The sequence below is a fragment of the Brevibacterium sp. ZH18 genome (assembly GCF_022748595.1).
Taxonomy (GTDB): domain Bacteria; phylum Actinomycetota; class Actinomycetes; order Actinomycetales; family Brevibacteriaceae; genus Brevibacterium.
The window spans coordinates 1-25,790 of the sequence record NZ_JALDSX010000033.1; the positions used below are offsets into that span (position 1 = coordinate 1).

Below are 25,790 nucleotides of genomic sequence, written 5' to 3' on the forward strand. Positions count from 1 at the left end.
CGACGCCAAGTGGTCCGCTCGATGCGCAACCGCCTGCAGAGCAGCAGGGCAGGAAGTCAGCAAAGAAGTCATCAGAGAAAGGAAGCACCATGCGAAACGACAGAGGACGCTCCGACCCGAGAGCCACGACAAGGGGCATCTGCAGGCCGAGCGTGGTTTCATGCCCCAGCACGGCAAGGCGTCACAGCCTCAGTCTCGGTGGAACCTGCCGCGCCGATAAATGGTGATGACCAGCCGGGACTGGGGCTGGGGCAGGAACTGGTGCAGGTGCTGATGCAGGCGTAGGGGCAGGTGCCGGGACTGATGCAGGCGTAGATGCTGATGCAGGTGCCGGTGCTGGTGCCACATGATGACGGTCCACGGCACTGCTGAAAGCTTGTGTCAGTGACACTGTCATCTGTGCCTGTGTCAGCCGCAGTGGATACACTGGCTCTCACGTTCACGAGTCGCGGCCAAAAGTACCTGGCTGGCCGCGCGGCAACCCGTCATCGACCGGGTGCCCCAGGGGAAGAACGGGCCAGTGCCGATCGGTGCCGGCAAGATGCGATCCGGGTGCGAAGCGCCCGAGAGACAGGTGCAGTCATGTCACTTGAGACCAACGAACGCTGGCCCGGCTTCTCCGAGGCGGAAGCTCTCGAATGGAGCCGCGTGCTCCTTCGCCACTCGCCCCAGCCTCTGCCTGCCAGCATCAAGGCACAGATGTCGGAGGCCGTCACGCGCGGGACTCCTGTCGTCGCGCCAGACTGGGTGCGAACCGCTGACCTCGCACGAGAAGCCGACTTCACCGCTGTGCTCTATCACGCGCTCTTCACCTCCCTGGAGTCGATCGATCCCGACTCCTTCCGCTGGCATCCGAAGAACCGCCAGACCACCCACCCCCGCAGCGTGCCCGGCACCCCCTTCGAGGCCGAACTATGGAAGGAATGGCCGCAGCTGGTCCTCAAAGACAGACTCTCTCCGGGAACCGCCGCGGAACTGGTGCTCACATTCGCCGAGGTGACCTATCGCAGTTGACGCGGTCGACCGATGCCCTTGGGTACCGCTCTCGGCGGTGTGGTCAGGACGCTGACACATACACCGCCGAGGCGACCGCTCGGTCGATCTCGACGGATTCGTCGTCAACTGCGACCGTCACAGTCACGCTCGCATCCGCACTCGCACTCGGAGAGGCGAGCCCGCGTCCCGTGTCCGCAACCTCAACCCCCGCACTCACACTCGGAGTGGCCAGTCCGCGTCCCGTGTCCGCAACCTCAACCCGGGCACCCGGGATCACCCCCACCTCGGCGAGGTGGGCGAGGACATCCGGATCCGCGTCCGAGACCCGAATGACCGTGTAGGACCCGGGAGCCGCCTCGGCGAGGAGAAGCGAAGAATCATGGGACTCGACCTGCCCATCGGGTCCGGGAATCGGATCACCGTGGGGGTCGACCTTCGGGCGACCTAAGAACGTGTCGATGCGATCGATGAGCAGATCCGATGACGCGTGCTCGAGCGTTTCGGCCTCGTCGTGGACCTCGTCCCAGCTGTACCCGAGCGATTCGACGAGGAAGGTCTCGAGCAGCCGGTGCCGACGCACCATCGACAGGGCGATCGTCTCCCCCTCGGCGGTCAGCACGGGCGGACGGTAGGGCACGCGAACGATGAGACCGAGTTCGTCGAGGCGCTTGAGCACCTCGGTGACGTTGGCCTTTGTGGTGCCGAAGCGCTGCGCGAGCTCGGTCGCGGTCATCGGTTCGCCGCCCCATTCCCGAGCCGACCAGATCGCCTTGAGATAGTCCTGGCTGACCTCGGACACTTCGCCTGCACGCATGCAGTCAGCGTAGCCGATCGACCACGACACGAATCTGGAACATCTTTCGACTGTGGGCGAAGTCGGACGCTGACAGAATCACAGCATGAGGTTGAGAGGACATGATTTCAGTACGATGGCGATCTGCGGTGTGGCGCTGGCAGGCTTCACGGCGGTGACCTTCGCCCTGACGAATGCCGGATTCGACCCCCAAGCGGACCATCTCAGGGATGTCGACCCCACTGCTGCGGCGAGTGTGTGCTTCGGTCTCCTCGGTCTCTCCGGTCTTCTCGGTCTCTTCGGTCTCTATCACTGCGTCGTCATCATCTTCTTCGGCGAAGACAATTCGCCGAAGTCTGCGAAGGCGCCCACCGACCCACGCATTGCCCGGGTGACCGATTCGCACACGGGCTTCATTCGACAGCCCCCGCACGTGGTGTTCTCCGTCGGACCCGTCTTTGCTGGCTTCTCCGCTGCCTCCGTGTTCATCTGGCATATCTTTGCGAAGCACCCGGGGACACCGGGAACCGTGTGGGGTGACTACACGACATCGGGACTGCCGGTCCTTGTCCTCTTCCTTGCCTGCTGGGCGACTGCGAACGTCGGCTTCACCTTCACCGCCATCGCCGAGGCTGTCTCTCGCGATCGAAAAGGGCTCTTCCGCACAGCCATGATCCTCATGTTCGTCGTCGCCGGCGCCATCCTCGTCTGCTTCTTCAGCCTCCCAGGTCAACCGACCGAATCCGCTCTCACCATCGCCGCCGGCGCATGTTCGCTCAGCCTGGTCACCTCGATCGGATCCCGCGCATGGGCGATCTCCAGTATGGCCCGGATCAATGCCGAGAGCAGAGTATCAATGCTCAGCGCACCGCAGAGTTTCGACGTGATCCAACCGCCCCACGACATGCTCGAGCACGGCGAGGACCTGATCCTCCACTTCCGCGACCGCCAGGACATGCGGATCGTCGGCGGGAATCCGGTGCAGTCCCGGAACTTCGCCGAGGCGACCAACCGTCTCGCGCGTACCGGAAGATAGCTTCTCCACCCTGAAAATAGGGGGTGGAGTCCCTGCCAAAACACCGGGAGCCTAAGATGGATCGGTGCCCTTTACGGGCGAGTCCAGAGTTTCCGACCGGAGGTTATGCGTGCAGGATCCCAACGAAGAGAAGATGAAGAGACCGATCGTCGAGCGCGAACGCTTCGGTGGAACCGACCGGCCCAGCCGCGACGTCGACCCCGAGAAGCTCCCTCCGATCTCCAGCACGGAAATGAGCCGCGGCCCCGCCGAGCTCACCGACGAGCGAGGGTCCCGGGTCAACTGGAAAGTCTTCATCATCTCTTCCGCGGTGATCCTCGGCTTCTCGGTGTGGGCGATGCTCATGCCCGATTTCGCGCAGTCGACGATGAAATCGATCGTCGACTGGATCGCGACCAACCTCGGCTGGTACTACGTCCTCACAGTCACCGTCGTCATCATCTTCGTCCTCTGGGTCGCCCTGTCCAAGGAAGGCTCGGTCCGTTTGGGCCCGGACCACTCCCGGCCGCAGTACAACCTGTTCACCTGGGTCGCGATGCTCTTCGCCGCGGGCGTGGGCATCGACATGCTCTTCTACTCGGTGACCGGACCGATCACCCAGTTCCTTCAGCCGGTCAACGCCGATCCGGAGTCCGCGGCTGCGGCCCAGGACGCCGTCGTGTGGACGATGTTCCACTACGGCATCGCCGGCTGGTCGATGTATTCGCTGCTGGGCATGGCCATGGGCTACTTCGCCTACCGTTGGGGCATGCCGCTGTCGATCCGTGCGGTCCTCTACCCGCTGTTGGGCAAGCGCGTGCGTGGAGCCACCGGCGACGTCATCGACATCTTCGCCCTCGTCGGCACCGTCTTCGGCGTGGCCACCTCGATGGGCATCGGCGTCGTCCTGCTCAACGTCGGCTTCGCCGAACTGTTCGGCCTACCCGAGGGCCTCGCCCTGCAGATCGCGCTGGTCATCGTCGCGGTCATCATGACCATCGCAGCCTGCACCTCTGGCGTGGACAAGGGCATCCGCCTGGTCTCCGAGCTCAACCTCTGGTCGTGTGCGGCGATGATGCTCTACATCCTCGTCACCGGCAAGACGGCCTTCCTGCTCAACGCCATGGTCGAGAACATCGGCCGCTTCATCTTCACCTTGCCCGAGCGCACTCTGTCGACCTTCGCCTACGTCGATGACGGGTCCGCCTGGATGGGCGCCTGGACCTTGTTCTTCTGGGCGTTCTGGCTGGCCTGGGGTCCTTTCGTCGGACTGTTCCTCGCCCGCATCTCCCGCGGCCGCACCCTGCGCGAGTTCGTCATCGCTGCAATCACGGCCCCGGTGATCTGTGACTTCATCATCGTCTCGATCTTCGGAAACTCCGCCCTCTCAGAGGTCTTCGACGGCAATATGGACTTCGCCCAGCAGGCGATCGATTCACCTGAACAGGGCTGGTACGCACTACTCGACATGTTCCCGGGATCGACGTTCCTCATCGGCCTGGCTACGCTCTCGGGCCTGCTCTTCTACCTCACGAGTGCGAACTCGGGTGCGATGGTGATGTCGAACTTCTCGTCCACGATCCCGAACCCCGAAGAGGACGGCGCAAAGTGGCTGCGGATCTTCTGGGCCATCGTCACCGCGGTGCTGACCATCGCCATGCTCATCGCTGGTGGGGTGACGACGATGGAGTACGCAACACTGATCTTCGCCCTGCCGGTCACGGTCATTGCCTATCTCGTCATGGCCTCGTTCTCGAAGGTGCTGCGCATGGAGAGAGCCGAGCGGGAAGGCAGAACCCGCAAGCGCCGCACGACTGCAGCCCACGGCGGCCGCACCCCGGAGAAGACGTGGCGTCAGCGTCTGGCGACCCTGCGCTCCTATCCGTCGAAGAAGTCCGTGGACAAGTTCGTCACCGAGGTGGTCGGGCCCGCCCTCGATGCCGTGGCCAACGAATTCCGCGAACTCGGATACGACGTCGAGCTCACCACGGCGCCCGGCCCGGAGTCGGGCATCGCGGAGAGCACCCTCATCGTCGACATGGGTGATCAGCGCAATTTCCATTATCAGATCGCCGCTGTCGAGCACAACGTTCCCGCCTTCGGTGCCCGCAATGCGCCTCGCGGCGATGACGTGTACTACCGGATCGAGGTGTTCACACAGACCGGTTCGGAAGGCTACGACCTCATGGGGCTGAGCGGTCAGCAGATCATCGACGATGTTCTCGACCGCTACGAGAACCACCTATCGTTCCTCGCCTACTCGCACGAGCATTCGTACCAGTCGGTCGTCACGCCGCCGGCCCCTCCGGCCACGGATTCGATCCCGGCAGTTCCGCAATCCCCCGACGAGGTCGAGGACATCGAACCGGACACCGCCGGGGCCGACCCGAAGGGTGACTGACTCATAGCCGACCGAAGGATGACTGACACGCATCCAGGACGGTGCCGGTGACCTGAACCGAACCCGACACGAACCGAGGCTGTCCCCGATGCTGGGGGCAGCCTCGGCGCATTCATGGATCTGGTGCATTCACGAGTTCACGGCGGCCCGGTGACCGAAGGCTGTCGCAGACTGCTCCGGCAGGATCACCCGGTGGGGCCTTGCACAACGAACTCGCCCGGACCATAGTCGAGGCAGGACCGTTGAACCTGCGGAGACGAGAACCAGGAGGAGGTGGCTGCTGTGGACATGACCGCGGTGCTGTCTGTCCTGACCGCCGATGACTACACGATCGCACGCGAGGTCATCCAGCGCGGAATCGCGCTCCTGTTCTTCATCGCGTTCCTCTCCACGTTCAACCAGTTCCCGGCCCTATTGGGCGAGCGCGGGCTGGTCCCAGCCCCGCGGTTCATCAAACTCACCACAGCCGAGCAGGCTCCGACCCTCTTCCGCTGGAAGCACTTCCGCTACACCGACCGTCGGCTGGGCATCGTGTGCGGCATCGGAATGCTCCTCGCCGTCTCCGTCGTCGCAGGCATCCCGCAAGCAGGTCCCGCCTGGACGACGATCCCAGTGTTCCTGCTGCTGTGGTGGCTCTACTTCTCGATCGTGAGCATCGGCCAGCGCTTCTACGGCTTCGGCTGGGAGTCCCTGCTGCTCGAGGCGGGATTCCTCGTCGGCTTCCTCGGCTCCCACGAGGTGGCGCCGAGCCTGCTCATGATCCTCTTCCTGCGCTGGTTCGTCGTTCGCGTCGAATTCGGTGCGGGCATGATCAAGATGCGTGGCGACTCCTCGTGGCGCGACCTCACGGCCATGGACTATCACCATCAGACCCAGCCCATGCCCAACCCATTCAGCCGCCGAGCCCACCTCATGCCCACGTGGTGGCATCGCGGTGAGACCCTGGGCAGTCACGTCGTCCAGCTCATCGCGCCGTGGCTGCTCTTCCTGCCCCAGCCCATCGCCTCGTTTGCAGCCCTCGCGATCATCATCACGCAGCTCGCGCTCGTGGTCACCGGCAACTACGCGTGGCTGAATTGGGCGACGATCCTGCTCGCGTTCGCCGGGATCAGCGACTCGTTCCTCGGCTGGATCGTCGGCGGTCCGTGGCCCGGGTGGGGCTGGGCTGGAATCACCGGCGCCGAGGCGGTCGGATCGTCAGGTGCGACCGGAGTTCTTCCGCTGTGGTGGGCGATCCTCATCGCAGTCTTCGTCGTGTGGCAGTGCGTGCTCAACGTCCCTGCCCTGCGCAATCTCTTCTCGCCTCGTCAGCTGATGAATGCCAGCTTCAACCGCTGGGGACTGGGCAACGCCTATGGGGCTTTCGGTTCGATGACCGAATCCCGTGACGAGATCATCATCGAAGGCACCCTCGACCCTGATGCGTCGATGACTGCGGGTGATTGGCGTCCCTACGTGTTCAAGGGCAAGCCAGGAGATGTTCTGCGCCGACCTCCGATCGTCGCGCCCTATCACCTGCGCCTCGACTGGCTGATGTGGTTCGCCGCCCTCGGCGACTACCGGCAGTCGTGGTTCTATGCCCTGCTCGAGCACATCGGCTCCGGGGATCCTCTCGTGCGGAAGCTGCTCGGCCCGGACCCGTTCGACGGTCAGGCACCGGCACTCATCAGAGTCCGCATCTTCACCTATCGCTACGCCACCGGTCAGGAACGACGGCAGTCACGGGAGGAAGGACAGCCTCGGCCGTGGTGGGTACGATCCGATCCGCGAACCATGGTCGAGCCCACGGACCTGCGACCCGACTGACGCGCCTGACTTCGCCCCACCTCGGCGCGGTTCGCCAGTCGATACTGGTTCGTCAGTCGATGCCGAATCGTCAGTCGATGCCGAGCGCGAGGAGGGCGATGAGCACCACGTTGAGGACGATGATGAGCCCCGAGGCGAGCACGGAGACCATCGTGATGATCAGCGAATTCGCGTAAGGGCCCATCACTTTTCGGTTCATCGTCAGCCTGACCAGGGGAATCATCGCGAATGGGATGCCCAGGCTGAGCACCACCTGACTGAGGATCAGCGCCCACGTCGGATCCGTGCCGATGGCGAGGATGATGAGCGCGGGGATCATCGTCACCGCCCGCTGCCACAGGAGCGGGATGCGAACTTTGAGCAGGCCCTGCATGATCGAGGCCCCCGCATATGACCCGACGGCGCTCGATGCCAGCCCCGAGGCAAGCAATCCGATCCCGAAGAACAGACCCACAACTTCGCCGAGGTTGGCCGTCACGACCGCGTGCGCACCTTCGATCGTGTCGGTGCCGTCCTGACCTCGCAGTGACGAGGCGGCCAGCAGAAGCATCGCAATGTTGACCGAACCGGCCACGACCAGGGAGATCACGACATCCCAGCGCGTGGCTCGCAGCAGTTGGGGAATCGACGCGGGTGAGGACCGGCCGTGACGGTCGACCGACAGGGCCGAATGGAGGTAGATGGCATGGGGCATGACCGTTGCTCCGAGCATGCTCGCGGCCAGCACGATCGAGTTCGTGCCCTCGAGACGGGGAACGATTCCACCTGCCGCTTGTCCCCAGTTCACATCCCCGACGAACAGGCCTGCTAGAAAGCCAATGGCGATGATCGCCAACAGAGCCATGATGATGGTTTCGAAGGGACGCTGACCGCGAGTGGACTGGATCGAGAGCAGGAACAGGGACACGATTCCGACGATGAGGCCGCCGATGAGCAGTGGCAGGTCGAAGAGGATCTTCAGAGCGATGGCGCCGCCGACCACCTCGGCGAGGTCGGTGGCGACTGCGACGACTTCGGCCTGCGCCCAGTACGCCAGGCGGGACCGACGGCTCATCCGTTTGCCCAGGATGCCCGGCAGCGACTGTCCGGAGACCAGACCGAGCTTCGACGACAGGTACTGCACGAGGATGGCGATGAGGTTGGCGGCCACGAGCACCCACACCAGGAGGTATCCGTATTGGGCACCGGCACTGAGGTTGGCCGCGACATTGCCCGGATCGACGTACGCGATCGCGGCGACGAAGGCCGGGCCGAGCAGGAAGAAGGTAGAGACCTTCTTCGCAGGTTTGGCGGGTTTGGCAGGCATGGCGGGCTTGGCGGGTTCAGTGGAATCAGTGGGCTCGACGGGTGCGGTGGAGTCAATGGGCTCGGCGGGGGCGGCAAGAGGTGCCTGGTCATCCGTGCGAAACGACGGCACCGACGAACCGCATGCAGCAGAATTCCCGGAGGACGAAGGATCGATGATCATAAAGTTAATGTACGTTAACTTTTATCTGCGGGCAAGGTCGCCTCGTGCCCGCACTGGCAACTGAACACGGAAAGACCTACGATGCGAATATGTCCAGTGAACACGTTCAGTCAATGACGGGCCGCAGACTGCAGACCGAGGAGAAGATCATCTCCGCTGCGGCAGATCTGTTCCTCGACCTCGGCTTCAAGAAGACGACCGTGCGCGCCATAGCCAAACGCGCCGAGGTGTCCGTCGGCCGCGTCATGTCCGCCGGTGACAAGGACATCCTCCTCGTCAAGTGCTACGACCGGTGGATCGGCCGGCTCCAGTCGGGGACCTACACCCCGACTCGGCCGGCGTCGGCGAAGACCCGTCGCATGTCGGCAATGGCGTCGGCCGCAACGAACCCAGTGCCCGAGACGCCGGGGGTTGGGAGTCGAAGGGCGGCACCGAATGCACACCCCACCTCGGCGGTGCAGAGCCATCTGGTCGGAATCTTCCTTCCCTTCCTCGAGTTCTTTGCCTCCCACGAGGATCTTTCGCGCGACTACGCCGCCGCGCTGATGCGAGCTCACAGCAAGCCCCAGGTGTTCGAGACTCTGGCCGATGATCTGCAGAGGCAGCTGTCATCGAGTCTCATCTCGATCGGGATCAGTGAGGCGTATTCGCTGGCGAGTGCCGCAGCACTCTACGACTCGTATCTGGGAATCTTGTTCCGCTGGGCGGCCAGCGATATGACCCTCGACGATGCAACCGAGGCTCTGTCGCGCACCGTCGCGTTCCACACGCAGCTTCGGCGGCCGGTGTGAACCTGTTCCCCCAACCCGCCGTGGCCGGTGCGGCCGGCGTGGCCGGTGTGGCCCCGGTTGGCGGTCGTGGCCGTAGGAGGCTGGCATGATCCTGACCCCCGATCCAGTGTGGCCGGTGGCCGTGATGGCGGTCATCGTCCTCGGCGACGGACTGCTGACGTTCCGCCCACCGAAGGTCATTGTTGACTGCCTGAACGGAGTCGGACTGCCGCGCGACTGGTGGTGGATACTCGCGGTCGTGAAATTCCTGGCCGCAGCCGGACTCATCACAGGAATCTGGATCCCCGGAGTCGGCCTGGCCGCAACAGTCGGACTCGTCGCCTACTTCCTGACCGCCGCCGGCGCACACCTGAAAGCTGGTTACATCGGCCGGGATTTCTGGCTCAACTGCCTGGGGATGCTCGCGCTCAACGTTCTCATCCTCGTCTTCTGCTTCCTCGTGTGACAAGCTCGCGGGAAGACAGCGTCAGGAAACCTCTGATTATCCGTGAATCCACGGGCTCAGCGGGTTGTTGTCGCTCGCCCTCGAGCGCAACTCCACCATGAACAGCACGAAGACGGAAGGATCGGCACCGTGGCCGAATCAGCAGACGAACGCCATGCCCGGTGGGCGCAGATTCACACGACGGCGACAATGCAGGGGTGGGACTTCTCCCCACTCAGCGGACGCCTGACGGCCGATGATCCGCCATGGGACTTCGACGCGAGCTGCCTCGAGGCCATGGCTGCTGCGACCGAGTGCCTCGATATGGGCACCGGCGGCGGCGAGCGCCTCGGGGTGCTCGTCAGCCAGCTCGACTCGGATCCGAACCGTCGGCGGATCCACGCAAGTGAGGGGTGGGAGCCGAATCTGCCGTTAGCCGCCTCGGTGCTGGCAGGGTTCGGGGTCGACGTGCGCGAATACGACAGCGAGTCCGGCGAGCCCATGCCATGGTCCGATGGTTTCTTCGACCTCGTGATGAACCGCCACGAGAGTCACGATCCGACAGAGCTCGCCCGCGTGATCAGCCCCGGCGGTCTCTTCCTCACCCAACAGGTCGACGGGACAGAGGCCCACGAGTTCAGGGAGTGGTTCGGCGGCGCGCCTGAAGCTCCTGACAACCGGCTCGAACCGTGCGTCGAGGCGCTCGAAGCGCAGGGTTTGCGCATCACCGACGCCGACGAGTGGACCGGCACGATGTGCTTCGCCGACGTCGAGGCGGTCATCGAATACCTCGCCTACATCCCGTGGGATGTCCCCGGCTTCACCGTGGCCGACAACCTCGACGCCCTCGACCGGCTGGCGGCTGGCGACCGGCCGATCGAGGTGACGCAGAAGAGGTTCCGCATCTCCGCTCAAAGATAGAGCAGCCAGCCGGCGTCGGTACGGCCAGTCAGCGGCGGACCGGACCGGCCAACTGGTACTGAGCTGATGGTCAGGTTTTCCCGACCCCGGTCACAGGGAAGCCGCATGGGCGGGCGTTAGTCGGCGTTGATACCGTCGAAGTCATGACCTCGCCAGACTTCATGTATCCCCAGCCCACCGATGACGAATTGGCAGCGCAGCAGCCCTACACCGCACCCGCAAGAAGTCACGTGCACGGCTTCGATGCCTCAGCGGCCTCACCGGGCTCCACAACTTCGCCGAGGTCGCCGGCTTCACTGAGATCGCCGATCTCACCAGGTACGGGACTGCCTCATGACGAGCTCGCGTCCACAGAAACGAATCGCCCACGCCTCGGCAAGGTCGCCCTTGTTCTCACCACCATCGCTGCTGGCCTGTCCCTGATCGCCTCGATCATCCTCGCCGTCACCGTCGGCCCGATGGAGAATGCCAACGGCCACTTCTTCACCGACACACCCAGCTGGTATCAGAACCTCGCGATCGCACTTTCCGGACTTCAGGTCCTGTGCGCAGCACTCGGCGTCACGGGTCTCATCATGGGTATCTTTTCGGCCGCCACTGGCGCCGCCAGGACTCAGGGAATCGTTGCCATTGCCATCGCCGCCCTGGCCCCGTTCGTCTCGTTCGGGATCTTCATGATCCTCGCTTTCACCTTCGCCTGAGACTATCGCGCAGTTGCACCTCGATTCCGCCCGACGTCATCTGAGCATGATCGGCTTGATCAGCATGATCACCGAGACGTCTCCTCCCACCACCACCTGCTCTAACAGCGCGATGACCGGGTGAGTCCTCGTCAGGCTTGGACGATGACGAGGGCCCCGGAGATGATTGCGAAACCGAGGACGATATAACGCAGGACTGGTCCGTCGAGTCGGTGGTGGACATACCTGCTGAGGAACGATCCGATGACCAGGAACGGCACCAAGGCGGCGGAAGACAGCAACGCCGATCCCGTCACCTGCCCACTGACTGCAAGGACGATGAGGGAGATGACCTCCCCGACAAAGAAGCACACCGCAACTGTTGATCGCAGTTCCGGGCCGGGACTGTGCTGGTAGGCCAGAGCGTAGGGCGGCCCACCGATGCCGGTTGAGGTCTCTGTGACTCCGGTGATGAGACCGACCGCAGCCAGCGCCGACCTATTCGGAGTGAATTTCGGTGCGAGGAGAGCGATGATCGCCGCGACCAGGGTCGACCAGCCGATGAGGAGAGCGAGTTGGTGGAGGTTGACGATGATGAGGATCCAGAGTCCGAGGAATGTGCCTGCGAAGCGTCCGACGCTGATCCACTTCACGCCGTGCCGATGAATGTGCTCCTTCTCCCGGACAGCGACGTAGAAGTTGAGCGGGATCATCAGGACGAGCAGCATCACCGGGATGAGACTCGGGTCGATGAAGCTGACGACGGGGGCGACGATCATCGCAAAGCCCATGCCGGTCGATCCCTGCACGAAGGCCGAGAGCAACACGGTGATGGCGACGATGCTGAAGGCGAGGACCGTCATTGCGCGTGCTCACCGATAGTTTCGGCGTCGAAGGCAGACCGTTCCCGGCAGACCGCTCGCATCTGAGTCATTACATCCTTCGTCATCACAGGGACATCGGCATCGGCATCGGCATCGGCAACTTTGCCGCTTCTGCAGATCCTTCTGTCAACGATATCGCGCATGCCTCGTCGATCCACCGGTACGAAGCGCCGTAAAATGGGGTCATGACATCCTTGCCCCTCACCCCCACCTCGGCGGCTCATGGGCATTTGAACTGTCACTACTTCAACGAGGGGCTGTGCCGCTCGTGCTCGCTCATCAAAACTCCGTATGGGCAGCAGGTCTCTGAGAAGGAATCCTGGTGTCGCGAGGTTTTGGTCGATCATGCTCCCGATGTCTGGCTGCCGGCCGCTTCCGGGGCTGATCATGATTTCCGCAATCGCGCCAAGCTCGCCGTGGGCGGGGCAGCCGGCTCTGTCACCTTGGGAATCCTCGATCAGGATTTCCATGGCGTCGACCTGCGCGAGTGCGGAATCCAAGCCCCGCAGATTCGCGCGATCATCCCGACCATCGCGGACTTCCTCAACAGCACCGGCCTCTCCCCCTATGACGTCGGAGCTCGCCGAGGTGAGCTGAAGTTCGTCCACGTCACCGCGGCACCGTCGGGCGACCTGATGATCAGGTTCGTCGTCCGCTCGCAGCATGGACTCGACGTGCTCAGGTCCCGACGCGGGGCTTTCACCAGTCTCGTTCCCGAGGCCACCGTCGTCTCCGTCAATCTGCTGCCCGAGCACAAGGCCGTGCTCGAGGGCAGTCATGAGGAGATGCTGCTCGGTGACTCTCTGCGCATGAACCTCGACCGGGTCGACCTGCACCTGCGCCCACAATCCTTCTTCCAGACGAACACTGGCGTGGCGATCGCCCTGTACAACCAGGTCGCCGACTGGGTCGACGAGATTGCGCCGGCCTCACTGTGGGATCTGTACTGCGGTGTGGGCGGATTCGCGTTGTACTGCGCGGGAGCGTCTGGCCAGCAGACTTCGCTCACGGCTACCGGTGCCGGAGAGCGCGCTGGCGTCGGTGACGATGACGATCACGGTACCGCCAGCCGCACAGTCACCGGTGTCGAATTGAGCGAGCAGGCCATCGAATCGGCAAAGATCAGCGCCACGGAGCTCGGCTTCGACTCCCAGTCCGGTGCCACGGTCGAGTTCCTCGCCGGTGATGCCACAGAATTCGCCGAGGCGAACCTGGCCACCGGTGAACGGCCGGAGTGCGTGATCGTCAACCCACCTCGGCGGGGGATCGGGGCCAGGCTGTCGACCGCGCTCGAAGAATTCGGGGTCGAGCACATCGTCTATTCGAGCTGCAATCCACTCACGCTGGCCAAGGACCTCGACCGGATGCCCAGCTATGCGGTGACGCAGGCACGTGTCTTCGACATGTTCCCGCATACGAAGCATCTCGAGGTTGCTGTGGTACTGCGGCGTCGTTGAAATCAGCCGCCATACGCGGACGGCGGCAAAATGGTTGGCACGTTCTGCCTCACGCTGACCGGTAGTCCATACCCATCGCAGCCCTCACCTCGCCGAGGGTGGCATCGGCAATCACGTTTGCTCGTGCGTTCCCTTCTGCCAGGATTTCGTCAATATAGGACTCATCTGTCTCCAGCTGCCGCCGACGATTGCGGTGATCAGCCAGGAATTCGTTGACCGCCTCGGCAACGGTGGACTTGAGAGCACCAGCCCCACCATCACCGATCTCTTCGGCAACGGCTTCTGGTGTCGTGCCCGTGCAAATCGCGGCGGTCGACAGCAACGCGGACACTCCTGGCCTCTGTTCTAGGTCGAAGGTGATGTGGCGGTTCGAGTCGGTGCGGGCCTTGCGGATCAGCTGCGAGGTTTCGTCCTCGCTCATCCCCAGCGCAATCGAGTTGCCATAGCTCTTCGACATCTTCCGACCGTCAAGACCGGGCACATCTGGAGCGGTCGTCAGCATCGCTTCGGGTTCGGGGAAGACACGTTCATACCGCTCGTTGAACCGCCGAGCGATCGTCCGCGTGATCTCGACGTGCGGCAAATTGTCCTTGCCCACCGGGACCAGGTTGCCCTTGCAGAAAAGGATGTCGGCAGCCTGATGGACGGGATAGGTCAGCAGCAGGCCGCTGAGCGGACGGTCGGAGGCCTCGAGCTCGGACTTGACCGTAGGATTACGGCGCAGCTCGCTGTCGGTGACGAGGCTGAGGAACGGCAGAAGCAACTGGTTGAGGGCAGGCACCGAGGAGTGTGTGAAAATGGTCGTCTTTGCCGGGTCGATCCCGGCCGCCAGGTAGTCGAGGATCGCTTCGCGAACGTTGTCCTTCACGTTCGCCGAGGTGTCCCTGTCGGTGATCACCTGATAGTCGGCGAGGATGATGAAGGTTTCAATCCCCTTGTCTTGCAGGCTCACGCGCTCGAGGACCGAACCGAATAGGTGCCCGAGGTGAAGCCGGCCAGTCGGCCGTTCACCGGTGAGCATGCGATAGTTTCCGGGGCTTGCGTTGACGTCGGCGCGGAGGCGCGGCATGCGTGCGAGTGTGGCGTCGTAGGAATCCATGAGTTCTCCAATGCGAAAAAGGGGCTGCACGGAGAGTTCCCACAAGCGGTGCGGGCTGCCATGCAGCCCGCGGAAATGCGTCAGTCGGCTGCCTGTTGCAGCCACCACCAGTTGAGTCGGGAAAAACGCATGCGGTCAGTATATCCCTCTTGGGATGTGGCGATCATGTCGCGCTGCGTTACTGGAACAGCCGAACTATTCCGAAACTGATGAGCACTTCCGTCGGGCGGTCTCGCTGCTCGACGAACGCGGCCTCGACTACTGGGCGGATCCGCAACGGTCACGGTTGCACGAGACGAATACTGAGCACGGCGGCCGCGGTGTCTACTTCTTCGATCCCTCGGGCATGTATTTGGAGCTCATCACGAAGCCATACCTGTGAGGCTCGGGTGAGCTGGCCAGGCTCGGATCCGCTGCACGGGCTGGTTTGCTGGTCGTACTGAACCGCGCACCAGGCCGCGTAGGATCTGTTGCATGCGGCGAGAAGGATCAATCCTGGTGATCGGAGCATTGGCCGCAGCCTCGCTCTCAGCTTGCGCATCGAATCCACCCCGAAGCTCTCCCACTGACAGCACGATATCGGCGCATGTGGTGGAGCTTCCGCCCGTCGGGGGCCTCCCCGACTACCAACTCGGTGGCGCGTACGAGCCAGCTGAGGGTGTCAGCATCGTTGCGCGTGACAGGTCGGTCGAACCGCCCCCTGGTCGTTACTCGATCTGCTACGTCAACGGCTTTCAAACGCAGCCGGATGAACTCGGGCTCTGGGACTCTGATCTGCTGCTGTCCAGAGGCAGCGAGCGGCTTGTCGATCCCGAGTGGCCCGACGAGGTTCTGATCGACACGTCGACCAGTGACAAGCGCAAGAGAGTCTTCGACACGGTCAGTCCGTGGATACTCGAGTGCGCAGAAGCAGGCTTCGATGCCGTCGAGTTCGACAATTTCGACTCGTTTACCCGTTCGCAGAATGCACTCGCCACCGAAGACAATGCGGCTCTCGCGAGCTCCTACGTCGAACTCTCTCATCACCATGGCCTAGCCGTAGGACAGAAGAACGCCGCAGAGTTCTCACGTACCCTGCACGAAGAAGTCGGCTTCGATTTTGCCGTCGCCGAAGAGTGCTCTGCATTCCGAGAATGCGAGGAATACAGTCGCGTCTACGGCCAGGCGATCATCGACATCGAATACACCGACAATCTCCTGCGCGACTGGGACGAGATCTGCAAAGATCCCGAGACACCAGGCTCAGTCGTGCTGCGCGATCGCGACCTCACTGTCGCCGGCAGCCCGAATCACATAGCCCGCCACTGCTGATCCCGCTTCGACCATCGAGTGCCCGACTACCGGGTCGTCCTCACACTCAACGAGCAACGAGCAACGGTTTAGCCGGCCATTTTCTCGAGCTCATCACGAAGCTGCACCTCTGAGAACAAGAGCGACACGCAGAGTCAGCACCAACTTCACCAAACCCTCCGGTCAGTTCTGATACCACTTCGGTATCATCAGTTTATGGCAATGACATTGCGTTTAGACAAGGATGACGAGCAGCTCCTGGCTCGTCTCGCAGAGCAGGACGGGGTAAGCCGCCAAGCCGCCGTCATCAATGCAATCCACGAGGTGGCCGAGAGACGAGGCCACGAGGCACAGGTAGGTGAGGCTTCGAAGCGCGCCCGCGAGCGGTATGGCGATCTGCTCGACCGACTCGGCAAGTGACCGTCTACCTTCGAACCGAAGATCTCCTCGAATTGGTCGCCGATCTCAACGTCGGACCGGTCCGAGACCTCGGTCTGCTTGATTCTGCTGCACATCGGCCTACGACCACTCTTTGGGCGACTGAGGTCTATCCATCCGTAGATGAAAAAGGCGCCGTTCTACTGGAGTCGATCGTTCAGAGTCGTCCTATGGTTGACGGCAACAAGCGGCTAGGCTGGCTCAGCCTTGCGGTCTTCTACGATCTCAATGGCTTCGAATTCGATGCCCCGGATGACGATGCCTTCGATCTCGTCATTTCGGTCGCCAGTGGTGACATTGAAGCCGCCGATATCGCCGCTAAATTGGGAACTTGGCGCGCTTGAGCACTGGGCCGTGGACAGACTCTGCCCCGCCAATCGTGCCGCCAGGATTCTCGCTCAACTTCGCCTTCGGCTGCCCCAGCTCTACGAGAGCAGGCTCTGCCGGAAGCGTTCGGCAACGGCTGGCAAAGGGCCGCGCTTGCGGTGGACCACGACCAGGGTCCGCTCGATCGACGGACTGACCGTGACGCTTTCGATGCCGTCGAGAGCCATGCTCACGCTCGAAATCTGAGGGCAGGCGGACCGCGCGAGATACTTCACACTCTTGGTCAAGGCGCCGAAACGAGGCGAAATTTTCACATAAAAGCGAATACACTCGTCAACTGCAAGGCTCCACGAACACCACAGTTCGCGGAGCCTGTTTCTTGCCATTGCGCACTACCCCCACCGCCCCCTGACGAAGACTCCTGCCCGCCGCCGAGGCGAACTCGAGTTTGGAGACCACGATGACGATGCTGGACAACAACGAACCAGAGCCAGAACCTGCCCCCGCGGCTGAGCCTGACCCGGAGCCTGACCCCACTGCGAACACCACCGCATCCGAAAAGATTGCCGCAGACGCTGCAGCCGCGCAGGAAGCCGATTCCGCTCGTCGCGGCTCGGTCGGCACCGTCTTCTACTGGTCGGTGGCCTTCGTCATCGTCTTCGTGCTCTGGGCCGCGATCTCCCCTGACAGCCTCGGCGACATCATGACCACAGCGATGACCGCGGTGTCATCGAGCTTCGGGTGGATCTACCTCGTCGTGCCCTTCGCCGCGATCGTCATGCTCGTGTGGTTCGCCGCGAGCCGCTTCGGGCGCATCCGACTCGGATCCGCAGACTCACGACCGGAATACACCACCCTCACCTGGCTGGCGATGATCCTCGCCGCGGTCATGGGCATCGGTCTTGTCAGCTACGGCGTCGCCGAACCCATGTCCCACTTCATGGTTCCCCCGCACGGCCTGGCCGAGCCGCAAACCATGGACGCCGCGATCCGGGCCATGCAGTTCTCCTATCTCGACTGGGGCTTCCAGGCCTGGGCCATCTTCGGCGTCTTCGGTCTGGCGATCGGCTATTCGACGCACAGGAAGGGCCGCCCCGCGCTGGTCTCAACCATGCTGCGTCCAGTGCTCGGCCGGTTCGTCGACGGTTGGGTCGGCAAGTTCATCGACATCCTCACCATCATCGCCACTCTCTTCGGGACGACAACCTCACTGGGCCTCGGCCCCTCTCAGATCGGTGAAGGACTCAACACTGTCTTCGGCATCGATGCGACCATCGTCTTGCAGATCGTGGTCATCGGTGTGCTGACGCTGCTGTTCACCACTTCGGCATTCAGCGGAGTCAGCCGCGGCATCAAGTACATCTCGCAGATCACGCTGACAATGGCGACCATCCTCGGACTCTTCGTCTTCATCACCGGGCCCAGCGGCTTCGTGGCGAATCTGTTCGTGCGCTCAGTCGGCTCTTTCGCCGGGAACTTCCTCGAACTGAGCTTCATGACCCCCTCGAGCTCCGCAGACAGCGAATGGATGCTCTCTTGGACGTACTTCATGATGGCCTGGTGGCTGTCGTGGAGCGCCTTCGTCGGCATCTTCCTGGCCAAGATCTCCAAGGGTCGCACGATCCGCGAATTCGTCGCCGGTGTCCTGCTCGTTCCCAGCGCGGTGTTCTTCGTCTGGTTCACCATCATGGGAGGGTCCGCAATCAAGCTCGACATCGACGGTGCGAAGATCGGAGAAGCCACCCAGGCCAATCTCGACACAGCGTTCTTCAGCCTTCTCGATCAGCTGCCGCTCTCGCTCCTGGCCTCGGTCTTCACGATCGTCATGGTGACCCTGTTCTTCGTCTCCTCCGCTGACTCGAACACCTTCGTCCTCAGTTCGCTGTCCTCACGAGGTTCGTTCGAGCCGAAGCGGCCGGTCATCGCCACTTGGGGATTCCTCACCGGGGCCTGCGCCATCGTGCTGCTCCTCGTCGGAGGACTGCAGGCACTTCAGCAGGCGGCGATGCTCTCCGCAGTACCGTTCACCATCATCGTCATCATCCTCGGCATCGCTCTGATCAAGGAGCTCCGCAGCGACCATCAGATCGTTGAAGAAGTCGCCCGCGAGAGGCGCGTCCTGGGACTCTGACGAGCGGACCACGTCGAGCGGACCACTTACCGACGAGAGGACCAGTTATAGCTGGTCCCCTCAACGGTAAGTGGTCCGCTCGTGTGTTCTGTTAGGGGATCACCGCAGTTGAGTGATCGTCCCAGCGGCGAGAGAACTCATAAAGCGCCGACGTCATTTTTATGAGAAACTTGTATAACTCATAATTTTGGGATGGTGACTATGAGTTTAGGCAACCTCGAACCAGCACAACACAACGCGCCAAACTGGCCACCGATCGGCTCCGAGACCTGCGATTGGGTTTCGCGCTCAAGCTTCGGTCCGAGCGTAGCGATCCACGCTGGAAGTATGCAATATGACTCGTCAGTTCCACCGACGATCGCTGACCGAACCCCCGTTATAGATCCTGAAGTGGCTGCAGTCGCAGAGGAAGCAATTCGAGAGCTGAGCAGATTCGACGCCGAGCTGGGATTTCAAATTGCAGGTTTTGCACCAGTCCTCTTGCGGTCGGAAGCAGCATCGTCATCTCAGATCGAGAACCTGACAGCCAGCGCTCGTGCAATCTTCTCCGCAGAGCTCGGAGCTCGATCTGGCAGTAATGCTGAGCTGATTGCGGCAAATACTAGCGCTCTGCTCACAGCGCTCAAAAGCGCTGAATCAATCTCAAGCAACTCGATACGAACGATCCACCAAGTCCTCATGGGGACTCAGCCTCGACACACTCCGGGCGAATTCAGGGACGAACAGGTGTGGATCGGCACCCGTGCCGATTCCCCTGTAGGTGCAGAGTTCGTGCCACCTCACCATTCCCGAGTGCCTGACCTCATCCAAGACTTGGTGATTTTTGCGGAACGAGCCGATGTTCCAGCCATGACGGCGATAGCGATCACACACGCACAATTCGAGACGATCCATCCGTTCACGGATGGCAACGGGCGAACCGGGCGCGCGATCGTGCAAACGATGCTTCGACATCGTGGTATCACTCGAAATGTAGCTGTACCAGTGTCAGCTGGGCTGCTTGCAGATGTTCCTCGATACCACAGCGCATTGACGGAGTATCGGAAAGGCAACGTCGATCCGATCATTCGAATATTCGCAGAGGCTGCCTTCAGGGCTATAGATAACAGCACTCAACTCGTCGCAGATCTGCGGCGAATCCGCCAAAGCTGGAATTCGAGATTGACCGCCAGGAAGAACTCAAATGCCTGGAGGCTGCTTGACATCCTGATCGAGCACCCGGTCCTCAATTCCGCCACCGCGGCAGAGGAACTGGGAGTTGCACAACCCAACATTTATCCACCTTTGAAGGCGCTGGTTGACGCAGGCATTGCCAGCTCGAAGGCCGAACATGGATTGGGGCCGTTCTGGCGCAGCGACGAAATCCTTGCAGCGATCGATGCCTTTGCCGCGCGTGCCGGACGGCGAGAGAACTCATAAAGCGATGTGTTGATTCTTATGAGCAACACTTCTAAGTCATAAAAATTGAGGGCGTTCACCCCAAGCACACGGGTCACCGCAGCTTGGCGGTAACCTCGGCGGCGGCCGCAAGGACCTTGTCCACGAGTGGTTCGGTGTCGGTGTCCTCGGTCAGCGCGTCACCGGCGAGCGAGAGCCCGATTGCAGCGATCGGACGCGAGAGCACGTCATAGACGGGGGCCGCGATCGTCGAGATCCCTGGGGTGACCTCGCCGTGTTCGATCGCCCACCCGGCTCGCCTGTCTTGGGCCAGGATCGCATTGAGCGCCTTCACCGTCGTCGGGCCCTGACCGGTGCGAGTGACGAATCCGGACTCGGACTGGAACATCGCGAGCACCTCTGACTTGGGCAGCTGCGCGAGGATCGCGCGGCCGGTCGCCGTCAGGTAGCTGGGCATGCGCACACCGGTGGCAGTGATGACCGCGACCGACTTCAGCGACTGCTCCTTGAGCAAGTACACGGTTTCCCAACCGCGGATGACGGCCAGCTGCGCCGTCGCTGATGTGTCATCAGCCAGTTGCCGAACGATGGGCTGGGCCAAGCGCTGCAGAGGGTTCGTGCGCAGGTATGAGCTGCCCAACTCGTGCACACCGGCACCCAGGACGTATCCGGATTCGGTGCGGACGACGAGCCCAAGTTCCTCGAGCACGGTGAGCAGTTCGTAGGCACTCGAGCGTGGGATCTCCAGCGCCCGCACCAGTGCACCGGCGGAGATCGGACGATTCGATGAGGCAAGATGCCGCAGAATCGCGATCGAGCGCCGCAGCGCCGGAACCTCAGCCACAGTCCGGCCTCCCGGTTTTCATCACGTCGTCACGCATCCTGTGCCGGGCGCTGGCGATCACGACTCAGTCCTCCATCCCGAGTGCGGCGAACGCCTCTCGGTAGAGGTCGGGGATTGACCCGAGTTCCGCGTGGACGCCGTCGCGGACGCGGACGCGGGCACCGCTGACGGTCATGTGCACGTCCGCCGAGGTGGCCGAGAGGATGATCTGCTCCCCCACCGATCCGAAGGTGCGCATGCTGTCGGTGGCCACTGCGATGAAGTCGCACGCCTTGCCCACGGCCAGTTCACCGACCGGCAGGTCGAGGCTGCGTGCCCCACCAGTGGTCAGCGACTCGATCAGTTCGGCCGGAGAGAACCTGCCCCGCTGGCCGGATCGCAGTCGTTCCCCGGCTTCCATGCCCTGGGTTTCGCGCAGTGCGTCGAGGACGACGTGCTGGTCGGAGCCAAGCGAGATCGTCGCCCCAGCGTCGGCGAGTTCGCGGGCCGGGCCGATGCCGTCGGCCAGGTCAGCCTCTGTGCACGGGCACATGACAATGTTCGCTTCCGCGCCACCCAGTGTCGCGATGTCCTCATCGCTGAGGTGGGTGGCGTGGACGGCAGAGAGGTTCGAGGCGACGACGCCCGAACGCGCAAGGACCTGTGTGGGTGTCGTGCCATACGCGGCCTGACTGGCCTCGTTCTCAGCCGGCTGTTCGGACAGGTGCACGTGAACGGGGCCGTCGAGTTCGGCGAAGCGGGGCAGGTTCGCTGCCGGGACCGCGCGGATCGAGTGGATCGCCGAGCCCACGTGAACGAAGCTCTCACCAGGAGCTCCGATCGGAAACTCGGTGGCGAAAGCCTCGGACAGCGCCGCGTGGCGGTCCATGTATCCGTCGATGGTTCCGTCACCGAAGCGGGCCTGCTCGGCCGAGAGTTCGGTGTCGATGCCGCTGGTGAGGTAGCAGGTGTCGAGGAGTCGGATGCGCAATCCCGCCGAGGCGGCCGCCCGTGCCAGCGCCCGTTCCATCGCGTGGGTGCGGGGTTCGTCGCGCGCCGAAACGTCCCCGCGGGGACGTGCCGACTCTTCGTTGTCGCCACCGTACGGAGTCCCGTCGGGTGCATGGTGGACATAGTGGAATTCGCCCACCGAGGTGTAGCCGCCGGCGAGCATCTCCGCGAAGACCGCGCGAGCGACGGTTTCGTAGCTCTCCGGGGTCAGCTTGGCGGCCACGGAGTACATGACCTCGCGCCATGTCCAGAAGGTCCCGCCGTCGCCGTGGGTGCGCCCGCGCAGGATGCGGTGGAAGGCGTGGGAGTGGGCGTTGACTCCACCGGGCAGGGTGAAGCCGGGGACCACCTCGGCGATGGTGGGTGGGGTGTCGATCCCGGTCTCGACCGAGGTCAGGGTGCCTGTCTCGTCGGCGGTGAGCAGGACACCGGTGGCGACCTTGCCGTCGACCCAGGCGGATTCGCACCAGAAGCGCGTGCTCATGCCGCACCTCCGTCGATTCGGGTGGAAACATCAGCACCGGTCGATCCCTCGGCATTAGCCACCCCGAGTTCCCCTTCGAGGACCTTCACCAGGGCTGTGACTCCGGCCCGCTGGTCGTCGACTTCGCAGGCCTCTTCAGGTGCGTGGGAGACACCTGTCGGGTTGCGCACGTAGAGCATCGCCGAGGGCACATGCGGGGCGAGAATTCCCGCGTCGTGTCCCGCACCCGAGGGCAGCAGCGGAGCGTCCGGCAGCACAGAAGTCAGCCGCGAATTGAGCTCTTTGGTGAAGTAGGTCGTCGGTGAGTAGGACTCCTGCGAAATGCTCACCTGGACTCCAGTGTCGCCAGCATGAGCTTGCGCGCGCTTCGAGATCGTCTCGAGCACCTGCTTGACCACGGCATCGTCGGCGTGACGGATGTCGAGCCAGAAGCTCATGCCCGAGGCGATGACGTTCGTCCCGCCCGGGTGGATGAGCGTGCGGCCCACGGTTGCCACGGCACTCGCGTCAGTGGCGGCCGCTAGGGTCGGAATATCACCGATCACGCGGGAAGCCGCGACCACCGGATCGGCGCGGTGGCCCATCGGTGTCGTACCTGCGTGGTTGCCCTGACCAGCGAAGGAGAAATGCCAGCGACCATGCCCGATGATTGATGAGCCGATCGCGACCGGCTGGTCGGTGTTGATGAGCCCGATGCCCTGCTCAACATGGAGTTCGATGAACGACCCGACCTTCTGCAGACGCGAAGCATCGGTGCCGATCAGGTTCGGGTCGAGGCCGTAGCCGCGGGCGACGTCGGCGAAGGTGTCGCCGTTGGCGTCCTTGAGTCCCAGCGCCTTGTCGGAGTCGATGGCGCCGGTGATCAGACGCGATCCGAGGCAGGCCACGCCGAAGCGTGAGCCTTCCTCCTCGGGAAAGACCGCGAGTGCGAGCGAACGCTGGGCGCGTTCGAGTGCTCCCGATTCCTTGAGTTCGTCGAAGGCCGCCAGCGCCGAGGCGACACCGAGGGGTCCGTCGAACGCTCCGCCGCCGGGGACGGAGTCCAGGTGGGAGCCGGTGACGACGGCATTGTCACCGGGCGCGGTCGCCCACGCCCAGGTGATGCCGTTGGCATCGATCTCGGTGTCGAGGCCACGGCGGGCTGCCTCGGCGAGGAACCAGTCACGCAGTTCCCGTTCGGTGTTCGAGAAGCCCGCCCGCTGGTAACCGGGTCCGCGGGTGTCACGGCCAGTGTCCTCGATCTGGGAGAGGAGGGAGACGACGTCGCTCATCTCAGTTCGCTCCGTCCTTGCCGGCGTTGTCCTGGCCGGCGTTGTCTTTGCCGGCGTTGTCCTTGCCGGCGTTGTCTTTGCCGGCGTTGTCCTTGCCGGCGTTGTCTTTGCCAGCACTGTCCTGGCCAGCGTTGTCCTGGTGGGTCGTCGCAGCATCCGTGCCGGAGGCCTCGGCGGCGGCGTTGAGGTTACCGAGTGCAGTGAACTCAGGGTCGTTGACGGCTGGCGATCCACCCTCGGGCAGCCATGTTCCGGCAGCTGAAGTGACGGTGTGCTGCAGCGGCGAGATCGACTCGGCGGCGGCGACGAGGGAGCCGTCCTTGACCTTCGAGATCGTTTCGGCGAGCTCCGGGGACAGGAAGCGGTCCGGGCCGGGGCCGGGCACGGTCTCGCGGATCGCAGAGATCACTGCTCCGGTGACAGGCGCCGGTGCGGCTTCGCGCATATCGCAGGCACGTGAGGCGGCATAGAACTCGATGCCGATGACGCTGGCCAAGTTGTCGACGACCTTGCGCAGTTTGCGGGCGGCTGACCAGCCCATGGACACGTGGTCCTCCTGCATTGCCGAGGACGGGATCGAGTCCACCGAGGCGGGGCTCGCGTTGCGCTTGGCTTCGGAGACCATCGCGGCCTGGGTGTAGTGGGCGATCATCAGACCCGAGTCGACGCCGGCGTCGTCGGCGAGGAATGGGGTCAGGTTTTGGTTGCGGGTGACGTCCATCATCCGGTCGGTGCGGCGTTCGGACATCGAGGCGACGTCGGCGGCGACGATGGCGAGGAAGTCCAGCGCGTGGGCCAAGGGTGCGCCGTGGAAGTTGCCATTGGAGGACACCATGCCGTTGGTGAGCACGACGGGGTTGTCGATGGCGGCGCGCAGTTCGCGTTCGGCGACCTGGGTGGCGAAGGCGACGGCATCGCGTGCGGCGCCGTTGACCTGCGGGGCGCAGCGCATCGAGTAGGCGTCCTGGACCAGGTGGGTCGAGTCGCGGTGGCTGGCGGTGATGCCCGAGTCCTTAAGCGCTGCGAGCATGTTCGCAGCCGCCGCGGATTGGCCATCGTGGGGGCGCAGTGCGTAGTGGAGTTCGGGGGCGAAGACGGCGTCGGTGCCGAAGAGTCCCTCGATGCTCATGGCCGCAGAGACGTCGACGGCGGTGAGGAGGTTCTCGAGGTCGGTCAAGGCCATGATGAGCATGCCGAGCATGCCGTCGGTGCCGTTGACCAGCGCGAGGCCTTCCTTCTCGGCCAGGGTGACCGGGGTGATGCCGGCCGTCTTGAGGATCTCGTCGGCGGGTCCGGCGACACCGTCGGGCCCGGCGGCCACGCCTTCACCCATGACGACGAGCGCGCAGGCGGACAGCGGTGCGAGGTCACCGGAGCAACCCAGCGAACCGTATTCATGGACGACCGGGGTGATGCCGGCATTGAGGAGGTCGACGTAGGTCTGGAGCACCTCGGCGCGCACACCTGCCCGGCCGGTGGCCAGTGTGCGGGCGCGCAGGAGCATGAGTGCGCGCACGACTTCGCGTTCGACGGGTTCGCCGACGCCGGCAGCGTGGGAGCGGATGAGTGACTTCTGCAGCTGGGTGCGCAGCTCGGCGGGGATGTGGCGCTGAGCCAGGGCACCGAATCCGGTGGAGACTCCGTAGACGGGCTTCTCCGCGGCGGCAAGTGCGTCGATGGCTTCGCGGTATTTGTTCACGCGGGTCAGGGTGGTCTCGCTCAGGCTGACCTTCGCGTCGTGGCGGGCGACGTCGACCACCTGGGCGAAGGTGAGGGTATCGGGATCAAGATCGATGAAGACTGACATCTGGTGCCTTTCGGTTGAGCGGTAAGTGCGTACGTTGTTCAGTTCGTTCTGATGGTCGCCGAGGTGGTGCATCGT

Annotated in this window: 25 protein-coding genes and 1 riboswitch; of the genes, 16 read left to right on the forward strand and 9 right to left on the reverse strand. The window is 63.3% G+C overall.

The features are described from left to right. Positions 1-437: 437 nt before the first annotated feature. A riboswitch (SAM riboswitch) is annotated at positions 438-549 on the forward strand. Between the two features lie 33 nt (positions 550-582). Then, positions 583-1,014 carry a hypothetical protein gene (locus MPN20_RS11960; RefSeq protein ID WP_242782474.1) on the forward strand — a complete coding sequence of 144 codons (432 nt, stop codon included), beginning with the start codon at positions 583-585 and terminating at the stop codon, positions 1,012-1,014. A gap of 43 nt (positions 1,015-1,057) precedes the next feature. Here MPN20_RS11960 and MPN20_RS11965 read toward each other — a convergent pair whose 3' ends face one another. Beyond that, the gene (locus tag MPN20_RS11965; protein ID WP_242782476.1) at positions 1,058-1,810 is read right to left on the reverse strand and encodes a metal-dependent transcriptional regulator; all 753 of its coding nucleotides are present in this window, start codon (positions 1,808-1,810) and stop codon (positions 1,058-1,060) included. 85 nt (positions 1,811-1,895) lie between these two features. Between MPN20_RS11965 and MPN20_RS11970 the strand changes: the two genes are divergently transcribed. The 3 genes from MPN20_RS11970 to MPN20_RS11980 all read left to right on the forward strand — a co-directional run bounded on the left by MPN20_RS11970 (position 1,896) and on the right by MPN20_RS11980 (position 7,011). Then, the gene (locus MPN20_RS11970; RefSeq protein ID WP_242782478.1) at positions 1,896-2,825 is read left to right on the forward strand and encodes a hypothetical protein; all 930 of its coding nucleotides are present in this window, start codon (positions 1,896-1,898) and stop codon (positions 2,823-2,825) included. Between the two features lie 133 nt (positions 2,826-2,958). Beyond that, positions 2,959-5,205 carry a choline BCCT transporter BetT gene (betT, locus tag MPN20_RS11975; RefSeq protein ID WP_242782520.1) on the forward strand — a complete coding sequence of 749 codons (2,247 nt, stop codon included), beginning with the start codon at positions 2,959-2,961 and terminating at the stop codon, positions 5,203-5,205. A 273-nt stretch (positions 5,206-5,478) separates the two neighbouring features. Beyond that, positions 5,479-7,011 (forward strand): lipase maturation factor family protein, encoded by a 1,533-nt coding sequence (locus tag MPN20_RS11980; protein ID WP_242782480.1) that lies wholly within the window; start codon positions 5,479-5,481, stop codon positions 7,009-7,011. A gap of 70 nt (positions 7,012-7,081) precedes the next feature. Here the strand turns inward: MPN20_RS11980 and MPN20_RS11985 are convergent, their stop codons facing one another. Further along, entirely contained in the window at positions 7,082-8,317 is a 1,236-nt protein-coding gene (locus MPN20_RS11985; RefSeq protein ID WP_242782521.1) for an Nramp family divalent metal transporter, read from the reverse strand. A 251-nt stretch (positions 8,318-8,568) separates the two neighbouring features. Here MPN20_RS11985 and MPN20_RS11990 point away from each other — a divergent pair, with 251 nt between their 5' ends. The 4 genes from MPN20_RS11990 to MPN20_RS12005 all read left to right on the forward strand — a co-directional run bounded on the left by MPN20_RS11990 (position 8,569) and on the right by MPN20_RS12005 (position 11,316). After that, entirely contained in the window at positions 8,569-9,270 is a 702-nt protein-coding gene (locus MPN20_RS11990; protein WP_242782482.1) for a helix-turn-helix domain-containing protein, read from the forward strand. Positions 9,271-9,355: 85 nt separating this feature from the next. Continuing rightward, positions 9,356-9,715: a DoxX family protein gene (locus MPN20_RS11995; protein ID WP_242782484.1), complete on the forward strand. Its 360-nt coding sequence runs from the start codon at positions 9,356-9,358 to the stop codon at positions 9,713-9,715. A gap of 129 nt (positions 9,716-9,844) precedes the next feature. Beyond that, positions 9,845-10,615, forward strand: a complete 771-nt coding sequence (locus tag MPN20_RS12000; RefSeq protein WP_242782486.1) for a class I SAM-dependent methyltransferase — start codon at positions 9,845-9,847, stop codon at positions 10,613-10,615. A 143-nt stretch (positions 10,616-10,758) separates the two neighbouring features. Beyond that, the gene (locus tag MPN20_RS12005) at positions 10,759-11,316 is read left to right on the forward strand and encodes a hypothetical protein (RefSeq protein ID WP_242782488.1); all 558 of its coding nucleotides are present in this window, start codon (positions 10,759-10,761) and stop codon (positions 11,314-11,316) included. A gap of 131 nt (positions 11,317-11,447) precedes the next feature. On the opposite strand, the gene MPN20_RS12010 is transcribed toward MPN20_RS12005, so the two are convergent. Next, positions 11,448-12,158 carry a sulfite exporter TauE/SafE family protein gene (locus MPN20_RS12010; RefSeq protein ID WP_242782490.1) on the reverse strand — a complete coding sequence of 237 codons (711 nt, stop codon included), beginning with the start codon at positions 12,156-12,158 and terminating at the stop codon, positions 11,448-11,450. On the opposite strand from MPN20_RS12010, the gene MPN20_RS12015 reads away from it, so the two are divergent. Then, positions 12,158-12,355, forward strand: coding sequence for a hypothetical protein (locus MPN20_RS12015; protein WP_242782492.1), 198 nt, complete (start codon positions 12,158-12,160; stop codon positions 12,353-12,355). The genes MPN20_RS12010 and MPN20_RS12015 overlap by 1 nt on opposite strands. Positions 12,356-12,364: 9 nt before the next feature. Continuing rightward, positions 12,365-13,636 (forward strand): methyltransferase domain-containing protein, encoded by a 1,272-nt coding sequence (locus MPN20_RS12020; RefSeq protein WP_242782493.1) that lies wholly within the window; start codon positions 12,365-12,367, stop codon positions 13,634-13,636. Between the two features lie 49 nt (positions 13,637-13,685). Here the strand turns inward: MPN20_RS12020 and trpS are convergent, their stop codons facing one another. Then, the gene (gene trpS, locus MPN20_RS12025; protein ID WP_242782494.1) at positions 13,686-14,735 is read right to left on the reverse strand and encodes a tryptophan--tRNA ligase; all 1,050 of its coding nucleotides are present in this window, start codon (positions 14,733-14,735) and stop codon (positions 13,686-13,688) included. A 154-nt stretch (positions 14,736-14,889) separates the two neighbouring features. Between trpS and MPN20_RS12030 the strand changes: the two genes are divergently transcribed. From MPN20_RS12030 to MPN20_RS12045, 4 genes are all read left to right on the forward strand, one after another. Beyond that, complete coding sequence (locus MPN20_RS12030) at positions 14,890-15,117, forward strand: hypothetical protein (RefSeq protein WP_347566826.1); 228 nt, start codon at positions 14,890-14,892, stop codon at positions 15,115-15,117. A 206-nt stretch (positions 15,118-15,323) separates the two neighbouring features. Then, the gene (locus tag MPN20_RS12035; protein WP_347566827.1) at positions 15,324-16,046 is read left to right on the forward strand and encodes an endo alpha-1,4 polygalactosaminidase; all 723 of its coding nucleotides are present in this window, start codon (positions 15,324-15,326) and stop codon (positions 16,044-16,046) included. A gap of 195 nt (positions 16,047-16,241) precedes the next feature. Then, entirely contained in the window at positions 16,242-16,445 is a 204-nt protein-coding gene (locus MPN20_RS12040) for a CopG family transcriptional regulator (RefSeq protein ID WP_029417131.1), read from the forward strand. Further along, complete coding sequence (locus MPN20_RS12045; RefSeq protein WP_242782496.1) at positions 16,442-16,807, forward strand: type II toxin-antitoxin system death-on-curing family toxin; 366 nt, start codon at positions 16,442-16,444, stop codon at positions 16,805-16,807. Before MPN20_RS12040 ends, MPN20_RS12045 begins: the two co-directional genes overlap by 4 nt. 81 nt (positions 16,808-16,888) lie before the next feature. Here the strand turns inward: MPN20_RS12045 and MPN20_RS17375 are convergent, their stop codons facing one another. Next, the gene (locus MPN20_RS17375) at positions 16,889-17,023 is read right to left on the reverse strand and encodes a hypothetical protein (RefSeq protein WP_257785002.1); all 135 of its coding nucleotides are present in this window, start codon (positions 17,021-17,023) and stop codon (positions 16,889-16,891) included. 227 nt (positions 17,024-17,250) lie between these two features. On the opposite strand from MPN20_RS17375, the gene MPN20_RS12050 reads away from it, so the two are divergent. Together MPN20_RS12050 and MPN20_RS12055 are read left to right on the forward strand one after the other, a co-directional pair. Continuing rightward, the gene (locus tag MPN20_RS12050) at positions 17,251-18,921 is read left to right on the forward strand and encodes a BCCT family transporter (RefSeq protein ID WP_242782497.1); all 1,671 of its coding nucleotides are present in this window, start codon (positions 17,251-17,253) and stop codon (positions 18,919-18,921) included. A gap of 390 nt (positions 18,922-19,311) precedes the next feature. Beyond that, positions 19,312-20,340, forward strand: a complete 1,029-nt coding sequence (locus MPN20_RS12055) for a Fic family protein (protein ID WP_242782498.1) — start codon at positions 19,312-19,314, stop codon at positions 20,338-20,340. A gap of 73 nt (positions 20,341-20,413) precedes the next feature. Here the strand turns inward: MPN20_RS12055 and MPN20_RS12060 are convergent, their stop codons facing one another. The 4 genes from MPN20_RS12060 to hutH all read right to left on the reverse strand — a co-directional run bounded on the left by MPN20_RS12060 (position 20,414) and on the right by hutH (position 25,715). Then, entirely contained in the window at positions 20,414-21,163 is a 750-nt protein-coding gene (locus MPN20_RS12060; protein WP_242782499.1) for an IclR family transcriptional regulator, read from the reverse strand. 64 nt (positions 21,164-21,227) lie between these two features. After that, positions 21,228-22,637: a formimidoylglutamate deiminase gene (locus MPN20_RS12065; RefSeq protein ID WP_242782501.1), complete on the reverse strand. Its 1,410-nt coding sequence runs from the start codon at positions 22,635-22,637 to the stop codon at positions 21,228-21,230. Continuing rightward, positions 22,634-23,908 (reverse strand): allantoate amidohydrolase, encoded by a 1,275-nt coding sequence (locus MPN20_RS12070; RefSeq protein ID WP_242782503.1) that lies wholly within the window; start codon positions 23,906-23,908, stop codon positions 22,634-22,636. Before MPN20_RS12070 ends, MPN20_RS12065 begins: the two co-directional genes overlap by 4 nt. A 1-nt stretch (position 23,909) precedes the next feature. Next, positions 23,910-25,715, reverse strand: a complete 1,806-nt coding sequence (gene hutH / locus MPN20_RS12075) for a histidine ammonia-lyase (protein ID WP_347566828.1) — start codon at positions 25,713-25,715, stop codon at positions 23,910-23,912. Between the last annotated feature and the right edge of the window lie 75 nt (positions 25,716-25,790).

Bases quoted from the DNA above. Each gene is read 5' to 3' on its own strand.
- MPN20_RS11960 (WP_242782474.1), top strand. From the start codon at position 583: ATGTCACTTGAGACCAACGAACGCTGGCCCGGCTTCTCCGAGGCGGAA.
- MPN20_RS11965 (WP_242782476.1), bottom strand. From the start codon at position 1,810: ATGCGTGCAGGCGAAGTGTCCGAGGTCAGCCAGGACTATCTCAAGGCG.
- MPN20_RS11970 (WP_242782478.1), top strand. From the start codon at position 1,896: ATGAGGTTGAGAGGACATGATTTCAGTACGATGGCGATCTGCGGTGTG.
- betT (WP_242782520.1), top strand. From the start codon at position 2,959: ATGAAGAGACCGATCGTCGAGCGCGAACGCTTCGGTGGAACCGACCGG.
- MPN20_RS11985 (WP_242782521.1), bottom strand. From the start codon at position 8,317: ATGCCTGCCAAACCCGCCAAACCTGCGAAGAAGGTCTCTACCTTCTTC.
- MPN20_RS11990 (WP_242782482.1), top strand. From the start codon at position 8,569: ATGTCCAGTGAACACGTTCAGTCAATGACGGGCCGCAGACTGCAGACC.
- MPN20_RS11995 (WP_242782484.1), top strand. From the start codon at position 9,356: ATGATCCTGACCCCCGATCCAGTGTGGCCGGTGGCCGTGATGGCGGTC.
- MPN20_RS12005 (WP_242782488.1), top strand. From the start codon at position 10,759: ATGACCTCGCCAGACTTCATGTATCCCCAGCCCACCGATGACGAATTG.
- MPN20_RS12010 (WP_242782490.1), bottom strand. From the start codon at position 12,158: ATGACGGTCCTCGCCTTCAGCATCGTCGCCATCACCGTGTTGCTCTCG.
- MPN20_RS12020 (WP_242782493.1), top strand. From the start codon at position 12,365: ATGACATCCTTGCCCCTCACCCCCACCTCGGCGGCTCATGGGCATTTG.
- trpS (WP_242782494.1), bottom strand. From the start codon at position 14,735: ATGGATTCCTACGACGCCACACTCGCACGCATGCCGCGCCTCCGCGCC.
- MPN20_RS12030 (WP_347566826.1), top strand. From the start codon at position 14,890: ATGTGGCGATCATGTCGCGCTGCGTTACTGGAACAGCCGAACTATTCC.
- MPN20_RS12040 (WP_029417131.1), top strand. From the start codon at position 16,242: ATGGCAATGACATTGCGTTTAGACAAGGATGACGAGCAGCTCCTGGCT.
- MPN20_RS12050 (WP_242782497.1), top strand. From the start codon at position 17,251: ATGACGATGCTGGACAACAACGAACCAGAGCCAGAACCTGCCCCCGCG.
- MPN20_RS12065 (WP_242782501.1), bottom strand. From the start codon at position 22,637: ATGAGCACGCGCTTCTGGTGCGAATCCGCCTGGGTCGACGGCAAGGTC.
- MPN20_RS12070 (WP_242782503.1), bottom strand. From the start codon at position 23,908: ATGAGCGACGTCGTCTCCCTCCTCTCCCAGATCGAGGACACTGGCCGT.
- hutH (WP_347566828.1), bottom strand. From the start codon at position 25,715: ATGTCAGTCTTCATCGATCTTGATCCCGATACCCTCACCTTCGCCCAG.